Genomic DNA, 18,208 nt, shown 5'->3' with positions numbered 1-18,208 from the left:
AACGCAGCAACGTCGCGGTTGCCTTGGCGTGTTTAGAACGAGGTCCGCCCTCGTGTCGGCGGGTTGGGGCCGGTGGCCCAGCGGTTACAGCACGGCTAGTCGTAAATTACTCCCGCCCCAAACGCCGGTCAACAGTCGGAAGCCCGGCGCTGGCTGTAATGGCGCCAACGGACACCTGGGGCCCTTCGGACTGGGGCCTCAAGTGTCCGTTCGCGCTATGCGTTCGCGTGGTTGTTGCGGGGGAGAAGAGCCCGCGGGTCAGATCCGGTCCGCTGCGCCTGGGCCGGGGCGGTTGGCGATGACGGGTGACAGGCCGGTGAAGCCTTCGCGGGCCTCGGCGATCTCGTGGATCCGCTTGCGGCAGGCGTACCAACCGGCCACCATGAGGGCGATGGCGATGAGCGTGACCACGAGCGTCAGGGGCGAGTCGATGAAGACCATAACCAGGACGCCGACAAGGAACAACAGGGACAGGTAGCCCGTGTAGGGCGCGCCGAACATCCGGAACGAGGGGCGCTTGAGCCAGCCCTTGTCCGCCCAGCGCTTGAGCTGGATCTGGCAGAGGACGATGGTGGCCCAGGTGACGATGATGCCCACGGAGGCGATGTTCAGGACGATCTCGAAGGCCTGCGACGGGACGAGGTAGTTCAGCGGGACGCCGAGCAGGGAGACTCCGGCGGTGATGGCGATGCCGCCGTAGGGGACGCCGGCCTTGTTCATGCGCTGGGCGAACTTGGGGGCGGAGCCCGCAACGGACATCGAGCGCAGGATCCGGCCGGTGGAGTACAGGCCGGCGTTGAGGGAGGACAGGGCCGCGGTGAGGACCACGAGGTTCATGATGACGTCCACGCCCTGGATGCCGATGGAGCCGAAGAACGTCACGAACGGGCTGACGCCCTTCTGGTAGGACGTGAAGGGCAGGAGCAGGGCCAGCAGAATGACGGAGCCGACGTAGAACACGGCGATCCGGAAGACCACGGAGTTGATGGCCTTGGGCATGATCTTTTCCGGGTTCTCGGTTTCGCCGGCGGCAGTGCCGACTAGTTCGATGGAGGCGTAGGCGAACAGGACGCCCTGCATGAGGATGATCATGGGCAGCAGGCCGTTGGGGAAAATGCCGCCGTTGTCGGTGATGAGGCTGAAACCGGTTTCCTGGCCGGGTACCGGGGTGCCGAAGATGACGAAGTAGGTGCCGATGAGCAGGAACGCGACGAGGGCGGCGACCTTGATGATGGCGAACCAGAATTCCATTTCGCCGAAGACCTTGACGGAGACGAGGTTCAGGCCAAGCACGACGACGAGGGCAGTAAGTGCCCAGGCCCACTGGGGGACGTCGGCCATCCAGGGGACATAGTTGCCGAAGAAGTTCATGTACAGCGCGGCGGCGGTGATGTCCACGATGGTGGTGGTGGCCCAGTTGATCCAATAGAACCAGCCGGAGACGAAAGCTGCCTTCTCGCCGAAGAATTCGCGGGCGTAGGAGACGAACGAGCCCGACGACGGCCGGTGCAGGACCAGTTCGCCGAGGGCGCGCAGGATCAGGAAGGCGAAGAAGCCGCAGACAGCGTAGGCGATGACCAGCGACGGTCCGGCGGCGTTGAGCCGGCCGCCGGCGCCCAGGAACAGGCCGGTGCCGATCGCGCCGCCGATGGCGATCATCTGGATCTGCCGCGGCTTCAGGCTCTTGTGGTAGCCCTTGTCCTCGGCGTGGAGGAGGTTTTCGGTGGCATGCGCCTGGGCCGGGACCGTATGGTCAGTGACTGCCGCGTTCGAGGCGGCGCCCTGTGGGGAGTTGGACATGGGGGATCCTTTGGTTTCCGGTTGGGTCGGACGGGTAGGACGCTATTTGCTGAGGTTGGCCAGGCGTTCGGGGCTGAGGAGTTCCTGGAGCTGGGTTTCGGTGAGCAGGCCGTGTTCGAGGACGAGTTCGGCGACGCCGCGGCCGGTGGCGAGGGCTTCCTGGGCGATGGCGGTGGCGGTGGTGTAGCCGAGGTGGGGGTTGAGGGCGGTGACCAGGCCGATGGATTGTTCCACGGTGAGGCGGAGGTGTTCGGTGTTGGCGGTGATGCCGCGGACGCAGCGGGTGGTGAGGGTGCGGCAGGCTGCTTCGAGGTGGGTGATGCTCTTGTGCAGGCTGTGGACGATGATGGGTTCGAAGGCGTTGAGCTGGAGCTGGCCGGCTTCGGCGGCCATGGTGATGGTGACGTCGTTGCCGATGACCTCGTAGGCGACCTGGGAGACGACTTCGGGGATGACCGGGTTGATTTTGCCGGGCATGATGGAGGATCCGGACTGGACGGCGGGGAGGTTGATCTCGCCGAGGCCGGCGCGGGGGCCGGAGGAGAGCAGGCGGAGGTCGTTGCAGATTTTGGACAGTTTGACGGCCACGCGCTTGAGCACGCCGGACAGGTGGACGAACGCGCCGACGTCCTGGGTGGCCTCGATAAGGTCGACGGCGGTGACCAGGGGCAGCCCGGTGATCTCCGCGAGGTGCCGGCAGGCGGTGTCGGCGTAGCCGGCGGGGGCGTTGAGGCCGGTGCCGATGGCGGTGGCGCCGAGGTTGATTTCGTGGATGAGCAGGTCGGCTTCGGCCAGGCGGAGCCGGTCTTCGCCGATGGTGACGGCGTAGGTGCCGAATTCCTGGCCGAGGGTCATGGGGACGGCGTCCTGGAGTTGGGTGCGGCCCATTTTGACGACGGTGCGGAATTCGAGGGCTTTGGCGGCGAAGGCCTCTTCGAGTTCGGCGAGGGCTGAGAGGAGTTCGCGGGCGGCGAAGATGGTGCCGAGTTTCACCGCTGTCGGGTAGACGTCGTTGGTGGACTGGGAGAGGTTGACGTGGTCGTTGGGGTGCAGCCGGGTGTAGTCGCCTTTGGGGTGGCCGAGGATTTCCAGGGCGCGGTTGGCGATGACTTCGTTGGCGTTCATGTTTGAGGAGGTTCCGGCGCCGCCCTGGATGACGTCGACGACGAACTGGTCGGCCAGATGCCCGTTCATGACGTCGGCGCAGGCCTGTTCGATGGCGGCGGCGCGTTCGGCGTCCAGGAGCCCGAGTTCGTGGTTGGTGCGGGCGGCGGCGAGTTTGACGGCGGCGAGGCCGCGGACCAGGTGCATGTTGGTGGAGAGCGGCTGTCCGGTGATGGGGAAGTTCTCCACGGCGCGGAGGGTGTGCACGCCCCAGTACGCGGCGGCGGGGATATCGCGGTCACCGAGCAGATCATGCTCGGAACGGACAGCCAGGTCCGGGGCGTCCGTCAGGGTTTGGGTGTCGGTCATGTGCAGTCCTTAAAGAACGTCGTCGGTCGGGGACAGGAAGGAAAAGTCTGCGGCCTGCAGCAGGCCCACTTGGCGGCCTCCGCCGAGGACCGCCCCGGTGGCGATGCCCGCAAGGGCGGAGGTGTCGACGTCGAGCGCTTCCAGCGCGCGGACGGTGACGGGCATCCTTGCCCGGTCACCGCCGTCGGAAATCTTGACGGCGACGGCGCGTCCGTCCGGCAGCCCCACCAGCTGGACGCCTTCGAAGCCGTCCTTCGCCAGGGCGCCGGGCAGGAGCCGCATGAGCTCCGTGACGTCGCGGCCCTCGCCCGCCACCATTTCCGGATGGCGGCGCATGGAATGTGCGACGGCGGCTTCCGGGCTTTCGGGGGCAGACGCGCCATCAGCCAGTTCAGCCGAGGCGAGGCGGCCGAAGGCGCGGGCCATGCCGGCGAGGGTGTGGGCGAACAGCGGGGTGCCGCAGCCGTCGGTACTGATGCCGGCGGGTTCCTCGCCGGTCAGCTCGGTGACGGTCTCGGCGACGAGCCTCTGCAGCGGGTGGGAGGGGTCGAGGTAGCCCTGTACGGGCCAGCCGTTGATGACGCAGGTGGCGGCCATGGCGGCGTGCTTGCCGGAGCAGTTCTGGGCCAGCTGCGTGGGCCGGCCGCCGCCGCGCAGCCACTCCTCGCGCTCGCGGGCGCCGTAGGGGAGGTCGGAGCTGTTTTCGAGTGCTGCGGGCGTCAGTCCGTGAAGTTCCAGGATGCGGCTGGCCCCGTCGAGGTGCCGGGGTGCGCCGGAGTGGCTGGCGGCGGTGAGGGCCAGCAGGTCGGCGGGCAGATCCAGCCCGGCCCGGACCATGGCCACGGCCTGCAGTGGCTTGAGGGAGGACCGGGGGTAGAACGCGGCCTGGGGTTCGCCGGCGGAGAGCAGCGTACGGCCGTCGGGCGCGGTGGCGATCAGGGAGCCATAGTGGACGCTCTCCACCAGCCCGTCCCGGGTCTGGAACGCGAGGGGCTCGTGCCGCGGCAGGATCGCTGCGGGTGGTGCGGCGGTGGGCGGCGCGGAAGGGGAATGGCTTGCCGGCATGGCGGGGGAAGGCATGACGTCCTCTGGGTTGCGTGTTGGCTTGAGTTGGGTATGGCGTGGACGAGTCGGGCGCGGCTGGTTGGTTCGGGGTGCCAGGAAGGCAGGCGCCGCTACGGGGCTGTTTCGTTGGTACCAAGGATGGAGTCGAGGGCTTCGCCGACGGCGCGCAGATGTCCGGCCATGGCGGCGCTGGCGTCTGCCGCTGAGCCGGCTTCGATGGCGTCGAGGATCAGACGGTGTTCGACGTCGGAGGCGTGCTGGCGGTCGGCCACCATGTTGAGGGTTTCGGACTGGTGGGCGAGGGCGTCGCGGATGTCAGCCACCACGCTTTCGAACACCTTGTTGCCGCTGGCGCGGGCGATGGCTGCATGGAAGCTGGAATCGAGGGTGACCCAGGCTTCGGGATCGGTTTCCGCGGCCATGGACGCCATCATGCCGCGGAGGATTTCCAGGTCCTCGGTGCTGCGGCGCTCGGCGGCAAGGCCAGCGGCGGGGACTTCGATGTGCGGCCGGGCCTCGGTGAGGTCCCGCGCCGAGAACTGGCCCAGGACGAGATCGTTGGCAACGTGGTCCGCTACCACGAACGTCCCCCGCCCGGTCTTGGTGACTGTCAGGCCGAGGGCGGTGCAGGACCGCAGCGCCTCGCGGATCACGGAGCGGCTTACCCCGTATTGCGAGGCCAGGGCAGCTTCCGAGCTGAGCTTGGCCCCGACGGCCAGAGCCCCGCTGTGGATGTCCCCGCGGATAGCGTTGAACACGGCCTCGGCCGCGCTGAGGCGCGCCAGCGGGAAGGCACTTGGGCGGCCTTGCTGTCCGGCTGTCCGGCTGTCTGACAGGTTCACAGTTACGAATATGGCACGGGTCACAGGCGGGTGTCAACCGCCTGGGCGTTGGGGCGCCGTCTTCGGAAGACGTTTGGCGCCCCGGGGGTGGGGTCTCAGCGGCCCGGGGCTGCGGCAGGGACAGTCTCCGCCGGCCTGCTCCGCTTGAGCCCCGGCCGGCTTGCTGAGGTTGAAATGACGGCCAGCGCCAACAGGGCAAGGCAGGCGCAGGCGGCGAAGGCTCCGCGGTAGCCGAATGCCGTCATGGAGCCGAAGCCAATAACCGGACCGGAAACGATGGCGCCGAGCCGCCGGGTGTTGGTGTAGAGGCCGGACGCGAGGCCCGGCCGCGGGATGATCTCCTGGAACAGGGTTAGCCCAACTCCTGCAACTACGGCAAAGAACCAGGCGTTGAGGAGCTGCAGCGCGATGAGGGCTATGGGGTCGGCGGCGAAGGCCATGGCCGCGTAGTAGGCCGCGCCGGCCAGGCATCCGGACATGATGAGTGCGCGGCTCGGAAAGCGCCTGGTGAGCCGCCCCATCAGCAGGAGGGCCGGAATCTCCAGGGCCGCGGAGATGCCGAGGACAATGCCCGCCCACGTGACGTCCAGTCCCAGGTTCTCGGTCACAAAGAGGCCCATGACAGAGACTGCTGCGCTGTTGGTGGCTTGGAGTGCGATGAACCCGATGACTGTGGCCGCCACCAGCCTCCTGCCGGCGGCAACCTCGCTGGCCGCGGGAACAGTGGCGCCGGTGCCGCCGCCCTCCGGGGCGTCGCCGTCTGCCGACATGGCCGAAGCGTCGGCCACCGCGGTTGCCCGCCGCCGCGCCATCATCGCCGCAGTGGTGGCGACGTTGAGAAGGGCAACCGCGGCGAGGGCGGGCAGGATGGCCCGGCTCCCCAGCGTCCCCATGATGAAGGTGGCCAGCGGCGGCCCGGCCACCCATGCGAAGGAGACGATGGCCCGCGTATTCATGACGTCCGACGGCGCTGCGCCGGAGTGCTTGAGGTGCGCGAAGAGGAGCGAACTGCCAACGCCGGCGGGTCCGCCCAGGGTGATGAGGCCGACGACGGCTACCGGCAGTGAGGTGCTCAGTGCCAGGAGCCCGGCGAGGGCCAGGGTGAGGGCGCCGCACGCAAGCAGGGGGCGCAGGTAGTTCTGGGTCCGGTCGGCGTAGGCGGGCACCAGGAGCGAGGCGACGAATCCACTGGCGTTGTACACGGCAAGGACCCAGCCCACATCCTGGGGAGTGGCATTGAACAGTGCCACGAGCAGGAAGGCCAGGGCAGGGTTGAGGAATGCGAACTGCAGACCCCACAACAGTGCGGCCGAGGGAACCAGCAGGCGTTTCACGTCATTCCTCCTAAAGGGCCGGCTGCTCGTCCGCCGGAACTTCAACGCTAAGCGCACCGCCGGCCCGCAGGGAGGCCCTGGCGTTACCTGTACCGTGAACCCCACGCAACCAGCGGCACGATCGTGCCGGATTTGCCCTATGCAGCGATTGTCCGGCCGGATAAACTGGGTCTGAAGCAGAAACGGCACGATCGTACCTATTACCCATTACAAAACTGCATTGCTCATCCTTGGGGGAATCTTGGCCGACCCGTTCACAACCCACTTGGCCGTAGCCGTCCGCGCACGCCGGACCGCCCTTCGCCTGAGCCAGCAGGACCTCGCCGACATGGCCGGAGTCTCCGAACGCTTGGTCCGCTTCGTGGAGCAGGGCAAGCCGAGCCTCCGGCTGGACACGCTGCTGGCCCTGCTGGACACTCTCGGACTCGAGCTGCAGCTCGCCACCCGCACCAGCGCTGCCGCCCGCGCACTGGTGACCCAACCACTGTCGGAGCGGCCGCCGTCGGACGTTCCGCTGGAGGGCAGCGCTCGCAGCGAACGGGAGGCCCAGCCGTGAGGCACCGCGTAGCGGACATCTACAAGCGCGGTGTCCTGGCCGCCCGGCTGGAACGGTACGACGGCGGCACGAAGTTCAGCTATCTGCCCGCCTACCTGCAGAGCGGCCGACCCGCCGTCGCGAGTTCACTGCCGCTGTCACCGGAGCCCGTGCTCTCCGGGGCAGGCGCAGCGCCGCCTTACTTCACGGGCCTGCTCCCGGAGGGCCGGCGGCTGAACGCGCTGCGACGGTCCATCAAAACCAGCGCGGACGACGACCTCTCACTGCTCATCGCCGCCGGCGGCAACCCGGTGGGCGACGTGCAGATCGTGGGCCACGGGGAGCCGCTGGATCCGGAGGAGCACGCCGTCGAGGTCGACCCGCGCAGGCCCGTGGACTTCGACGAACTGCTGGGCGACTCTGGCCTGATTGATCCCGTGGCGCTGGCCGGCGTGCAGGACAAGCTGTCCGCGGGCATGATTTCCATGCCCGTGGCCAGTGCCGGGCGGCGATTCATCCTCAAGCTCAACGCCCCGGAGTTTCCGCACGTAGTGGAGAACGAGTTCATCATGTTCCGCTATGCGGCGAAGCTGAGGGTTCCGCTGAGCCGGGTGCAGCTGATGCGCGACGTCGCCGGCCGGCCCGGGCTGCTGGTGGAGCGGTTCGACCGGGTGCCCCTGGCCGGCGGGAGGCGGGAAACCGGGACGGCCGGCGGGGCAGGTGAGCCGGACGCCGTGCAGCGCCTCGCCGTCGAGGACGGTGCCCAGGTGCTGAAGCTGTACCCGGCGGACAAGTACAACGTGGGGTTCGGAACGGTGTGCCATGCGCTCGCCGAATACTGCGCGGCGCCGTTGCCGGCGCTGCGGAACCTGGCCATCCAGGCCGCATTCGCTCTGCTTAGCGGCAACGGGGACCTGCATGCGAAGAACGTGTCCATGCTGCAGCAGCCGCACGGGGAATGGTCCATCGCCCCCGTTTACGACATCCCCTCCACAGTGGTCTACGGCGACAAGACGCTCGCGCTGACGCTCGGCGGCAAGCGCAGCGGGATCTCCCGCAAGCACTTCCTGGCCTGGGCCACGGCCCTCGGGCTGCCCGAACGCACGGCTGCGCAAGCGGTGGATTTGGCCTTGAGGGCCGCAGGCCCGCTGCTCGCGGACCTGGAAGCCGGGACGGCCTTCGCGGCAACGGCGCCCACGTCAACGTCCACCGCTACAACGGGCACTGTTTCAAAGGGCACTGTTTCAAAGGGCGACGGCGGCGCCTCGCCTTTTCCCGACATGGTCACCAGGGCATGGGTCAAGGAGCTCAAACACCGCCGGAGGCTGCTTGAGGGGTGACCCGGAAGGCTGGAGCTCCGGAGCTTAAAGCTCCGGGCCGCCGTCGTACCAGCGGAGCACACGCAGGGCGCGAAGCGTGTTCCAGCGGCTGGGGCGCCCGTCGCCGTCCTCCATCGCGAAATGGATGCGGCCGGGATGGGTGTTCTCGAGCAGCCAGGTTCCGTCGGGCTGCCGTTTTGAGCGAAGCAAACCGATGGCCTCGGCAAGGCGGGTGTCCGGCGGCCCGCCCGTGTCCTGCAGGTCGGCATCCTGGAGGTGCGCATCCTGCGAGCACGCTTCCCGGAAGTAGTCGAGGCCGCGGAGCGCGTCATAGAACCAGCGGGTCGGGTAGGAGAACTGCAGCCAGTCCGGGTCCACCAGCTCTCCGGTGCTCTTGCGCCGCAACAGCGCCCGGTCCAGCAGGTATTCCTCGCCCCGCCTCCGCGCAGCAATGGATTCCGGAGTTCCGCCGGTGGCCCGCTCATGTTCCAGCAGCCCTTCCAGCACGTTGATGGTGGTCGCGAAGGACGAGCGCACCGATCCACGCTCCGCCTCGCAGTTCCAGCCGCCGTCGGCGAGCTGCTCCCCGAGCAGCCGCTGGACGATGCCGTCGACGTTCTCGCCGAAGTACGCCCCGAGGGCCACGGCTTTGCCGTTGATGCAGGGCTCCACCTCGCCGTCGAAGAACGGCTGGCCACCCTCTTCCCAGCGGCTGTTCTCCCTCACTTGCCGGACAGCGGCGCGGGCTTCCTCACTGCCGGGGTCGAGACCGAGATCGCGCAGGAGCAGGAGGCTGTAGGTCGTGGCGGTCCAGGGCTGGCCCGGCTCGGAGCCGTCATACGGGACCGGGAAGAACGTGCCGCCGTCCCACTGGCCGTCGGTGCCCTGCAGGGCGAGCAGGCGCGCGCCCCAGCCCTCGGTGGCCACGCGTGCACGCTCGGCACGCACTTCCTCGGCAGGCGCATCCGTCAGGTCACGCAGGACCTGCCACCGGATCGATGGGTCGGAATCGAGCAACCAGTCGAGCACGTGTTTATCCGGGCCGGGACCGGGGGCTACAGGTGCTGGATGCCTGCGCGCTGCATGGCGTCTTTGTAGGTGTCCACGCTTTTGGTCAGGAGCTCTTCCTGCTTGGCGTCGGAAACAGCAAAGGCCCGCCCGCCGAGCGCGCTGGCCTTGTAGATTTTGATGCCGTTGTTCTTCAGGGAGGAGTGATAGGTCTTCTCGAAGAGGGTCAGGAAGGTGGCAGCGTCCGTGCCGTGGGCGATGATGGCCGAGACGCGCTTGTTGATCTTCATGAACTGCCGGAAGGGGCGCAGGCCATCGGTCTTCTCCTGCACGCTGAGGGCGGAGGGCATGTCCGGGTCGCGCACCCAGGGGTAGGCGTTCCATGGCATGACATAGCGCGGATCCAGCTCGGCGAGCTCATAGATCTGGGTGGCCCGCCGGGCGGCCTCGTCGTCGTTGAAATGGGATACGAAGCCGGACTCGGTTCCCTTGCCCGGGCTGACCTGGAGGCTGACAATCCGGCATTCGTCCTCGTCATGGACGGGGTCGATATAAGGAACGGTCGATCCCGGCTTCTTCTCCATGAGTTCATCGCACAGTTGCGTCACTGCTGCGATGTTCGGTTCCTGTAGCAGGGCTTTCTTTTCGTCCCAGTCAATCGTCACGATTTCTCCCTTAGCTGCATGGCGTCCAAGAATCAGGCGTCTTAGGCCACTCTACGCTTTTGACGGTTAGGGTGCGTGGGGGAGTTTCCGCCGACCCAACAGGACTCCTAAACCCCTGCGCCCCGGAACGTGAACCGGCCCGCCACGAGCGTCGCAGCGACGGGCATCCCGGCGAACACGGCGTCGGGCGCGGCCAGGGGGTCCGCATCCAGCACGGCGATATCCGCCACATTCCCGGCCCGGATCCGGCCGCGCCCCCGCGTTGACGCGAGCAGCGCCTCCTCCCGGGTCAGGGCCTGCTCCGGGTGCCATGGGCCGCGGCCGTCGTTCCGCGCCCGCGCCGTTGCGGCGGACATTGCCAGCCACGGATCCAGGGGCGCCACCGGCGCATCGGAACCGAGCGCCAGCCGCGCACCGCCGTCCAGCAGTGAGCGGAGCGGGAACGCCCGGTCGGTGCGGCCGGCCCAGTTCGCGTCAGCGGCGTCGCGGTCGTCGAGCGCGTGGGCGGGCTGGACGCTGGCCGTCAGGCCAAGTTCACCGAACCGGGCGAAGTCCTCCTGCCGCACAAACTGGGCGTGCTCGATCCGGCCGCCGGTCCCGGCCTCGGCGAAGGCGTCCAGCGCAACCCGGTTGGCGCCGTCGCCGATGGCGTGGACCGCCGGCACGAAGCCGGTCTCCCGTGCCCGGCCAAGCAGGGTAACCAGCTCGGCTTCGCTCACGGTCAGGACGCCGTGCCCGCCGTGCGGGTACGGGTCAACGCAGAAGGCGGTGCGCGTATTGAGGGAACCGTCGATCAGCACCTTCAGCGGACCAACCCGCAAGAGTCCCGCCCCGCCGTCGACCTCCTGCCCCGTGCGCATCCCTTCACCGGCCGCCCGCTCCAGATCCTCCGGATACACACCCGCGTCCACGCGCAGGGATCTGAACCCGCCGGCGATCCGGCGCAGCCAGACGTCGCGGTTCCACGTCATCTCCAGGTCCACCACGCCCACAACTCCGCGGGCCGCGGCCTCCCGGCCGGCCGTGGACACCCAACCGTCCACGACGTCGTCGGGCAGCTTTCCGAGTTCGCGCGTGACGGTGAACGCCGCTTCCTCACGGAGCAGCCCGTCTGCCGGTAGTTGGACACCGTATCTCCGGGCGGCCGCTGAATTAAGCCAGACACAATGCAGGTCATGGCTGATGAGGGCCGTCGGCACGCCGCGGGTGGCGTCGTCGAGCATTTCCGCGCTGGGAGCGTCTTCCCACACGGCGTCCCGGAAGCCCGCGCCCACCACCGTCATGGTCGGTTCTGCCCCGAGGTCTGTCGCCGCAATCCGGTTGCGGACAAGCTCGACGGCGGCCCTCGCCGAAGCGGCGCCGGAAAGGTCGATCCGGTTGGCGGCCAGCGCCCACTGCGTCATGTGGACGTGCTCGTCCCACAGGCCCGGAATGACGAAACGCCCCTCAAGATCCAACACCTGGGTATCGGCCGCGGTATCGGCCGCCGTGAAACCCTCGGGGCGTTCTCCGGTTGCGGTGATCGCGGAGACGTGGCCGTTGCGGATATGGACGTCGGAGCATTCTGCGTGGCCGGGCAGCCTCACGGCGGCAAGCACCATGTCTGTGGGCATCCGGTTTCGTGCTGCTGGATCGTCCTGGCTGCAAGGCATAGGAACAGGCTAGGCACGTATCCGGCCAGCGCCAATCCGCCCCCGCCCCGTCGTGGCGCCCTTTCCCTTGGTCCGCGCCGACGGGGCTTCGCCCGAATGCCTCTTCCCAGCGCTGGCCGAAGGGTGCATTCTGGACGTGACACGGTTCCGACAATGAAGTCGGGGAGGCGTTGGGCACATGAACTTTAATATCCGGTCCCCTCACACGTTCCGGCCGGGCCAGCCTGGGCAGCGACTGCCAGCCAGGGGGACGTGAGCGCCGTGGACTTCACTGCCAGCCATCACCGCCTCAAGGTCGTGGTCCACATCGACGCGAACATGGAGCGCGCCTGCATTGAGGTCCGCGGAACCCTGACGCCGGCCAACATCCGGGCGCTTTATGTTGTTGCACGGCGCGCCAGGACGCTGTTGCCTGGCAAGGACCTCATTCTGGATCTGTCCATGGCCCGTGCCGCCATGGACACCATCACCGCGCTCCATGACCCCGCCCAGCTCACCCAACTCAGCGGCGAGGGCACGTCCGAGAAGCCTTGCCGGCTGAGCATTCTGGACCCCCGGCCGGGCATCCACCAGCACCCCTCATTCACCCACGGGCGCGGTGACCATAAGCATCCGGACGGCAAGCACGAGGACAATCAGCACCCGAACGGCAAGCACAGCGACAGGGCCGGCATGGCCCAGGAACGCAGCGCCGGACAGCCCGTAGCCCGGTCAGGCACCGCACGATCAAGTGACGTCCAAACAACCGCCGCCCGAGCAACTCCCGTGGAACCGGACGCCCACCCCGGCGATGCCGAACCACGGGTGGCACCCCGCCGCAGGGCCCGAGACAAGGAACCGGCATGAAACCTGGCCGCATATTAATGCTCGTCCTCGGTACACTCGCCGCACTCCTGGGACTGGGTCTGCTGGCGGGTGCAGCCGGGGTAGGCTGGCTCAATTTCCAGCAGCGCGACGAAGGCTACTTCACCACCCAGCCGCACCGTTTCGACGCAGCATCCTCCGCCATCACCTCCGCAGGGCTGGACGTCATGGTCAGCGGCAGGCTGCCGGACGTCATTCCGTCGGACGTGGCCGGCAGCATCCTGCTCCGCGGGTCGGCAGCCAGCCCGGGCAAAGGAATTTTCATCGGCGTCGCACCGCAGCAGGACGCGGCGCGCTACCTCGACGGCGTCAAGCGCTCCGAGATCCGGGAACTGAACCTGCGGCCCTTCAGGGTCGACTACACCGAAGTGCCCGGGACCCGGAGCCCAGCCCGCCCGGGAGCCCAGAACTTCTGGGTCGCGTCCGCCGAGGGCACCGGTACGCAGGAACTCAAATGGAACATCCTCCCCGGCAGCTGGACAGTGGTGGTCATGAATGCCGACGCCACCGCCCCGGTGTCCGTGGACCTGCAGGCCGGTGTCCGCTCCGACCTGCTCTGGCCGCTGTTCCTGTGGCTGCTCATTGCGGGGATCGTGTTGCTGGTCATCGGTGTCCCGCTGATCGTTGCCGGCGCCATGGGGCTGGGACGGCACGGGCCGCCGCCGCACGTTCCTCCGGGCCAGTATCGTCCCGGCACCTACCCGCCGGGCCAGTATCACCCTGGTCACTATCCGCCCGGGCACCCGCTCGCGGGGGATGCCCCGCCAGCGGAAACCCCGACGGCGGGACCTCCCGCCGCTGCCGGCGCAACCGGACCGTACGCCAGCTCAACCGTCCCAGACGGAGGCGCGGGTGTCCCGGGTGGAGGCGCAGGTGTCCCGTCCGGTGCGGCTGTGCCGCCCGTCGATGCGGGTGTGCCGGGCGCAGAACCGCCGGGCGCAGTGCCTCCGGGCATGCAGCCGGGAGCCTATCCCGCCCCCGGCTACCCGGAACCGGGGTACCCGGCCCCTGGCTATGCCGCCTACGGTGGCGGAGCGGGCGCACCGCCACCACCCGCCGTCGTCGGGCAGTTTGAAAACCCGAGGTACCCGGCCCGCCTGACCGGACACGTCGACCCGGCGCTGTCCCGGTGGATGTGGCTGGTCAAGTGGTTCCTGGCCATTCCGCACCTGATCGTGCTGTTCTTCCTCTGGTTCGCGCTCTTTGTCACCACCATCGTGGCGTGGTTCGCGATCCTGTTCACCGCCCGCTACCCGCATTCGCTGTTCAACTTCAACGTGGGCGTGCTGCGCTGGAGCTGGCGGGTGTCCTTCTACGCGTTCACGGCGATCGGCACGGACCGCTATCCGCCGTTCACCCTGGCCCGCACGGACTATCCGGCCGACTTCGAGGTCGACTATCCGGACCACCTCTCGCGCGGCCTGGTGCTGGTGAAGTCCTGGCTGCTCGCCATCCCGCACCTCGTGATTGTGGGCGTGCTCGTAGGAACGTCGCGCACCTGGGTGGCGACGTCGTCGGACGACGACATGGTTGGCGGCGCTGCCCGCTACACGTCCGGCGGGACCGTCTCGCTGCTCTCGCTCCTGGCCTTCATCGCCGGCGTCATTCTGCTGTTCACCGGCAGATACCTCCGGAGCCTGTTCGACCTGCTGATCGGACTCAACCGCTGGGTCTACCGCGTCGCAGCCTACGTGGCGCTGATGCGGGACGAGTATCCACCGTTCCGGCTCGACATGGGCCCGGTTGATCCCGGTGAACCCGCGGCCATGAGTCCACAGGCCACTCCACCCAGAGGGCCGTCATGAAACTCACTGTTCACACCTTCGTGAGCCTCGACGGCGTCATGCAGGGCCCGGGCGGCCGGGACGAGGACACCAGCGGCGGCTTCGAATACGGCGGCTGGCTGGTGCCGCTCTTCGACGAGGACATGGGCAGGATGGTGAACGCGTGGTTCGCCGAAGCCGACGCCATCCTTCTGGGCCGCACCACCTACCAGATGTTCCAGCCGTACTGGGAGCAGGTCACGGACCCGGACGACGCCGTGGCGAAGGCGCTGAACAGCCTGCCCAAGTATGTGGTGTCCTCTACGCTCACCGAGGCGACCTGGAACAACACCACCATCCTCCCCGCGAACTTCCTCGAGGCCGTTGACGACCTCAAGTCCGAACCAGGCCGGGAACTGCAGGTCCACGGCAGCCACCGGCTGGTCCGCGCCCTGCACGATGCCGGCCTCGTGGACGAGTACCGGCTGATCATCTTCCCGGTGGTCCTCGGCCAGGGCAAGCGGCTCTTCGAACCCGGGGTCACGCCGTCGGCATTTACCCTGGCCGGGAGCAAGGCGACGTCCTCGGGTGCGGTCCACCTGACCCTGCTGCCGGCCGCCTTCGGTGGCGCAGACATGGAGGTAGGGGAGTTCGAGGTGCGCGAGGGCCGCGAGCAGATCAAGGAATAAAGCAACGTGGGGTCAGATACCCCGCAGCCGCTCCATTTCACGGCGGTCCTTCTTGGTGGGGCGGCCGGTCCCGCGGTCCCGCTGCGGCAGCCCCAGCGCCGGAGCCACAGGCCGGGGCGGGGTGTGGTCGGTGAAACAGTGCGACGCTGCCTCCGCCCCCACCCGCTTGGCGATAAGCCGGCGCACCTCGAGGATCCGTTCGTAGCCGGGCTGGCGGACGCGCACGGTATCCCCGGGCACGAGTGACTGCGAGGCCTTGGCCGGATTTCCGTTGATGCGCACATGCCCCGCGCGGCAGGCGGCGGTGGCGGCGGACCTTGTCTTGTAGGCGCGGATGGCCCAGAGCCAGGCGTCGACGCGTACGGTGCTGGGGGCTGAGGGAAGGCTGCTCATGACTGCAGCCGAGTATATCCGGGCGGCGAGAGGTGAGGTCTCGATGCTTAGGCCCGGCGAAAACGATGAGATCTCACCTCTCGGCGCGTCGGCGCGCCGCCATGAAGAAACTATGCGACGAGGATGGCCGCGGCGGAGTCCATGTGTTCGCGGATGGTGTCGCGGGCCAAGATGGCGTCGCCGGTTTCGATGGCGGCGACGATGTCGTTGTGCCGGTCCACGCTCATGTTCCGGACGCCCTTGTCGGGCCCGGCGAACATGATGGACATCCGGATGGACCCTTCCAGCGATTCCCACGAGTGGAGCAGGGTCTCGTTGCCGGTGAGGCGGCACATGGTGCGGTGGAAGTCGAGGTCGGATTCGACCCGCTCCTCCATGGTGCCGTGGGTGGCCGCCTCCATGGCCTGGATGGCGGTGCGGAGCGAGCCGATGACGTGCTGGCGGTCCGGCAGTTCGCAGAGAGTGCGGGCCGCCAGGGATTCCAGGGCCGCGCGGACGGAATAGATGTCGCGGATTTCCTTGGCATCCAGGTGGCGGACCGAGAGCCTGCCGCGGGCGCCCGCGGACACGAGGCCCTCCTGCTGGAGCTGCCGCAGGGCTTCCCGGAGCGTGCCGCGGCTGATCTGCAGCATCTCGGAGAGCTCGGTTTCCACCAGGTGGCGGCCAGGTTCGAGCGCTCCGCTGGTGATGGCGGTGCGCAGCGCGGCCAGCGCCTGCTCGCGGAGGCTTTTCTTTTCCAGTCCCAGAAGGGCTGCTGCGGCCATCGAATTCTCCCCAAGGTCAGAGGTCAACTGTCTACAGTTGCCGTGTTAACAATGATGCCACGGCAGGAGCGCTGGGCAAGCTTTGTCCCTGCGCTCCCGCCGCGGCGGCCTTCCAGCGGCGCCGAAGCCCGGTTTTAGCCGAGTTCGGCGAGAACCTTCGCCACGATGCGCTGGACAGACAGGCCGTAGCGTTCGTGCAGCGTGGGCAGGGCGCCGGCATCGAGGAATTCGTCGGGCAGCGCCACCGGGACCACGCGCTTGCCCAAGCCTGCGGTAACGACGGCGGAGGCGACGGTTTCGAACAGCCCGCCCACCACGGAGTGGTTTTCCAGGGTGACGGCCAGGCGGTCGGTGTTGATCTCGGCCAGGACTGTTTCGGCGTCGAACGGCTTGATGGTGGGCGTGTGGACGACGGCGACGTCCACGTTGTGTTCCGCCAGCGCCTTGGCCGCCTGGAGGGCGCGCATGGTCATGAGGCCGCTGGAGACGAAGACGACGTCGTTGCCCCCGCGCAGGACCTTGGCCTTGCCGAGTTCGAAGGTGTAGTCGTACTCATCCAGGACCGTGGGCACGTTGCCGCGGAGCAGGCGCAGGTAGGTCGGCCCTTCCGAAGCGGCCAACTGCGGGACGGCCTGTTCAATATCGATCGAGTCGCAGGGGTCCACGATGGTCAGGTTGGGCATGCCGCGGAAGATTGCCATGTCCTCGGTGGCCTGGTGGCTGGGGCCGTATCCGGTGGTGAGGCCGGGGAGGCCACCCACGATGTTGACATTCAGGTTGGGTTCGGCGGCGTCCAGGCAGAGGAAGTCGTAGGCGCGGCGGGCGGCGAACACTGAATAGGTGGACGCGAACGGCACCAGGCCGGTCTCGGCAAGGCCGGCGGCTGCGCCGAAGAGGAGCTGCTCGGCCATGCCCATTTGGAAGAACCGTTCCGGGAAGGCCTTGGCGAAGATGTGCATGTCCGTGTACTTGCCCAGGTCCGCGGTGAGGCCGACGACCCTGTCATTCTCCTGCGCGGCCTTGACCAGTGCGTGCCCGAACGGGGCAGAGGCGGTTTTCTGGCCCGGATCGGCGAAGGACGCGATCATGGCCGAGGTCTTGAGCTTGGGGGCGGTGCCGGTGGCCTTCACTGCGGTGGTGCTCATCGGGCGGCCTTTCCTTCGTATCCTGCGGTCAGCTGCTCGCGGCAGAGCTGCCATTCGTGTTCTTCGATGCGCATGAAGTGCGCCTTTTCCCGTTCCTCCAGCAGCGGCACGCCGCGGCCCACCTTGGTGTCGCAGAGGATCACGGAGGGGCGCCCGCTGGCGGCGGCCTGCGCTGCGGCGTTGTCGAACGCGGCGAGCAGCGCGGCGACGTCGTTGCCGTCCACGCGCTGGGTGTACCAGCCGGCGGCTTCCCACTTTTCGGTGATCGGTTCGGTGCGGAGCACGGTGTCGGTCTTGCCGTCGGCCTGCAGGGCGTTGATGTCCACCATGGCAGTGAGGTTGCCGAGCTGGTGGTGGTGGGCGCCCATGGCGGCTTCCCAGGTGGAGCCCTCGTCCAGTTCGCCGTCGGAGAGGAAATTGTAGACCCGCGAACCGGAGCCCTGGTAGCGCAGGCCCAGGGCCATGCCTACGGCGATGGTGAGTCCGTGGCCCAGGGAGCCGCCGGAGATTTCCATGCCGGGGGTGTAGGTGGACATGCCGGACATGGGGAGCCGGGAATCATCTGAACCATAGGTTTCCAACTCGGTGACGGGGACGATGCCGGCCTCGGCCAGGGCCGCGTAGTGGCCGATGGCGTAGTGCCCTGTGGAGAGCAGGAACCGGTCGCGCTGTTCCCAGTGCGGGTCCCCGGCGCGGAACCGAAGCTGGTCGGCGTACACGACAGCGAGCATGTCCGCAGCGCCGAGCGCCTGCCCCACGTAGCCCTGGCCCTGGACCTCGCCCATGTTCAGGGCATGGTGCCGGATCCGGTAGGCGGCGGCGCTGACCCGTTCGAGTCGTTCTGCTGCAGTTTCCTGGGTCATTCGTTCCTTCTGGCGGGGAGCCTGGGTGTGCAGT

Annotated in this window: 17 protein-coding genes; 5 read left to right on the top strand and 12 right to left on the bottom strand. The window is 68.1% G+C overall.

Annotated elements, in window-relative coordinates; all coding sequences use genetic code 11:
* Nucleotides 1-258: 258 nt before the first annotated feature.
* The 5 genes from ACFRAU_RS18615 to ACFRAU_RS18595 form a co-directional block, all read right to left on the bottom strand.
* Entirely contained in the window at nucleotides 259-1,800 is a 1,542-nt protein-coding gene (locus tag ACFRAU_RS18615) for an amino acid permease (protein ID WP_378001005.1), read from the bottom strand.
* 42 nt (nucleotides 1,801-1,842) lie between these two features.
* Entirely contained in the window at nucleotides 1,843-3,273 is a 1,431-nt protein-coding gene (locus ACFRAU_RS18610; protein ID WP_378001004.1) for an aspartate ammonia-lyase, read from the bottom strand.
* A gap of 9 nt (nucleotides 3,274-3,282) precedes the next feature.
* Complete coding sequence (locus ACFRAU_RS18605) at nucleotides 3,283-4,353, bottom strand: asparaginase (protein ID WP_378001003.1); 1,071 nt, start codon at nucleotides 4,351-4,353, stop codon at nucleotides 3,283-3,285.
* Nucleotides 4,354-4,448: 95 nt separating this feature from the next.
* Nucleotides 4,449-5,180, bottom strand: coding sequence for a FadR/GntR family transcriptional regulator (locus ACFRAU_RS18600; RefSeq protein WP_378001002.1), 732 nt, complete (start codon nucleotides 5,178-5,180; stop codon nucleotides 4,449-4,451).
* A 95-nt stretch (nucleotides 5,181-5,275) separates the two neighbouring features.
* Nucleotides 5,276-6,514 (bottom strand): MFS transporter, encoded by a 1,239-nt coding sequence (locus ACFRAU_RS18595; protein WP_378001001.1) that lies wholly within the window; start codon nucleotides 6,512-6,514, stop codon nucleotides 5,276-5,278.
* Between the two features lie 241 nt (nucleotides 6,515-6,755).
* On the opposite strand from ACFRAU_RS18595, the gene ACFRAU_RS18590 reads away from it, so the two are divergent.
* Both ACFRAU_RS18590 and ACFRAU_RS18585 read left to right on the top strand, forming a co-directional pair.
* Entirely contained in the window at nucleotides 6,756-7,070 is a 315-nt protein-coding gene (locus ACFRAU_RS18590; RefSeq protein WP_378001000.1) for a type II toxin-antitoxin system Y4mF family antitoxin, read from the top strand.
* Nucleotides 7,067-8,389, top strand: coding sequence for a type II toxin-antitoxin system HipA family toxin (locus tag ACFRAU_RS18585; protein ID WP_378000999.1), 1,323 nt, complete (start codon nucleotides 7,067-7,069; stop codon nucleotides 8,387-8,389). The genes ACFRAU_RS18590 and ACFRAU_RS18585 overlap by 4 nt, the downstream gene beginning before the upstream one ends.
* A 24-nt stretch (nucleotides 8,390-8,413) precedes the next feature.
* On the opposite strand, the gene ACFRAU_RS18580 is transcribed toward ACFRAU_RS18585, so the two are convergent.
* The 3 genes from ACFRAU_RS18580 to ACFRAU_RS18570 all read right to left on the bottom strand — a co-directional run bounded on the left by ACFRAU_RS18580 (nucleotide 8,414) and on the right by ACFRAU_RS18570 (nucleotide 11,654).
* A complete protein-coding gene (locus ACFRAU_RS18580; RefSeq protein WP_378000998.1) occupies nucleotides 8,414-9,397 on the bottom strand; it encodes a hypothetical protein in 984 nt (327 codons plus the stop codon).
* Nucleotides 9,398-9,423: 26 nt separating this feature from the next.
* Nucleotides 9,424-10,041, bottom strand: coding sequence for a uracil-DNA glycosylase (locus ACFRAU_RS18575; RefSeq protein ID WP_377995012.1), 618 nt, complete (start codon nucleotides 10,039-10,041; stop codon nucleotides 9,424-9,426).
* 107 nt (nucleotides 10,042-10,148) lie between these two features.
* Nucleotides 10,149-11,654: an amidohydrolase gene (locus ACFRAU_RS18570; RefSeq protein ID WP_378000997.1), complete on the bottom strand. Its 1,506-nt coding sequence runs from the start codon at nucleotides 11,652-11,654 to the stop codon at nucleotides 10,149-10,151.
* Between the two features lie 291 nt (nucleotides 11,655-11,945).
* On the opposite strand from ACFRAU_RS18570, the gene ACFRAU_RS18565 reads away from it, so the two are divergent.
* The 3 genes from ACFRAU_RS18565 to ACFRAU_RS18555 are packed head-to-tail and all read left to right on the top strand — an operon-like array spanning nucleotide 11,946 to nucleotide 15,009.
* Nucleotides 11,946-12,539 carry a hypothetical protein gene (locus ACFRAU_RS18565; protein WP_378000996.1) on the top strand — a complete coding sequence of 198 codons (594 nt, stop codon included), beginning with the start codon at nucleotides 11,946-11,948 and terminating at the stop codon, nucleotides 12,537-12,539.
* Complete coding sequence (locus ACFRAU_RS18560; protein ID WP_378000995.1) at nucleotides 12,536-14,362, top strand: DUF4389 domain-containing protein; 1,827 nt, start codon at nucleotides 12,536-12,538, stop codon at nucleotides 14,360-14,362. The genes ACFRAU_RS18565 and ACFRAU_RS18560 overlap by 4 nt, the downstream gene beginning before the upstream one ends.
* Nucleotides 14,359-15,009, top strand: a complete 651-nt coding sequence (locus tag ACFRAU_RS18555) for a dihydrofolate reductase family protein (protein WP_378000994.1) — start codon at nucleotides 14,359-14,361, stop codon at nucleotides 15,007-15,009. Before ACFRAU_RS18560 ends, ACFRAU_RS18555 begins: the two co-directional genes overlap by 4 nt.
* 12 nt (nucleotides 15,010-15,021) lie before the next feature.
* Here ACFRAU_RS18555 and ACFRAU_RS18550 read toward each other — a convergent pair whose 3' ends face one another.
* From ACFRAU_RS18550 to ACFRAU_RS18535, 4 genes are all read right to left on the bottom strand, one after another.
* Nucleotides 15,022-15,402, bottom strand: a complete 381-nt coding sequence (locus tag ACFRAU_RS18550; protein ID WP_378000993.1) for an RNA-binding S4 domain-containing protein — start codon at nucleotides 15,400-15,402, stop codon at nucleotides 15,022-15,024.
* A gap of 110 nt (nucleotides 15,403-15,512) precedes the next feature.
* Nucleotides 15,513-16,166, bottom strand: a complete 654-nt coding sequence (locus tag ACFRAU_RS18545) for a GntR family transcriptional regulator (RefSeq protein ID WP_378000992.1) — start codon at nucleotides 16,164-16,166, stop codon at nucleotides 15,513-15,515.
* Between the two features lie 134 nt (nucleotides 16,167-16,300).
* Complete coding sequence (locus ACFRAU_RS18540; protein ID WP_378000991.1) at nucleotides 16,301-17,311, bottom strand: transketolase family protein; 1,011 nt, start codon at nucleotides 17,309-17,311, stop codon at nucleotides 16,301-16,303.
* A complete protein-coding gene (locus tag ACFRAU_RS18535; protein ID WP_378001033.1) occupies nucleotides 17,308-18,174 on the bottom strand; it encodes a transketolase in 867 nt (288 codons plus the stop codon). The genes ACFRAU_RS18540 and ACFRAU_RS18535 overlap by 4 nt, the downstream gene beginning before the upstream one ends.
* Between the last annotated feature and the right edge of the window lie 34 nt (nucleotides 18,175-18,208).

The sequence above is a fragment of the Arthrobacter sp. NPDC056691 genome, assembly GCF_042791415.1.
Lineage (GTDB): Bacteria > Actinomycetota > Actinomycetes > Actinomycetales > Micrococcaceae > Arthrobacter.
The sequence above is the reverse complement of the archived record's forward strand: the minus strand, read 5'-3'. Positions and strand labels throughout refer to the sequence as shown.

Excerpts from the sequence above, each read along its gene's own strand:
- ACFRAU_RS18615 (WP_378001005.1), bottom strand. The coding sequence starts at position 1,800 with ATGTCCAACTCCCCACAGGGCGCCGCCTCGAACGCGGCAGTCACTGAC.
- ACFRAU_RS18610 (WP_378001004.1), bottom strand. The coding sequence starts at position 3,273 with ATGACCGACACCCAAACCCTGACGGACGCCCCGGACCTGGCTGTCCGT.
- ACFRAU_RS18605 (WP_378001003.1), bottom strand. The coding sequence starts at position 4,353 with ATGCCTTCCCCCGCCATGCCGGCAAGCCATTCCCCTTCCGCGCCGCCC.
- ACFRAU_RS18570 (WP_378000997.1), bottom strand. The coding sequence starts at position 11,654 with ATGCCCACAGACATGGTGCTTGCCGCCGTGAGGCTGCCCGGCCACGCA.
- ACFRAU_RS18560 (WP_378000995.1), top strand. The coding sequence starts at position 12,536 with ATGAAACCTGGCCGCATATTAATGCTCGTCCTCGGTACACTCGCCGCA.
- ACFRAU_RS18555 (WP_378000994.1), top strand. The coding sequence starts at position 14,359 with ATGAAACTCACTGTTCACACCTTCGTGAGCCTCGACGGCGTCATGCAG.
- ACFRAU_RS18550 (WP_378000993.1), bottom strand. The coding sequence starts at position 15,402 with ATGAGCAGCCTTCCCTCAGCCCCCAGCACCGTACGCGTCGACGCCTGG.
- ACFRAU_RS18545 (WP_378000992.1), bottom strand. The coding sequence starts at position 16,166 with ATGGCCGCAGCAGCCCTTCTGGGACTGGAAAAGAAAAGCCTCCGCGAG.
- ACFRAU_RS18540 (WP_378000991.1), bottom strand. The coding sequence starts at position 17,311 with ATGAGCACCACCGCAGTGAAGGCCACCGGCACCGCCCCCAAGCTCAAG.
- ACFRAU_RS18535 (WP_378001033.1), bottom strand. The coding sequence starts at position 18,174 with ATGACCCAGGAAACTGCAGCAGAACGACTCGAACGGGTCAGCGCCGCC.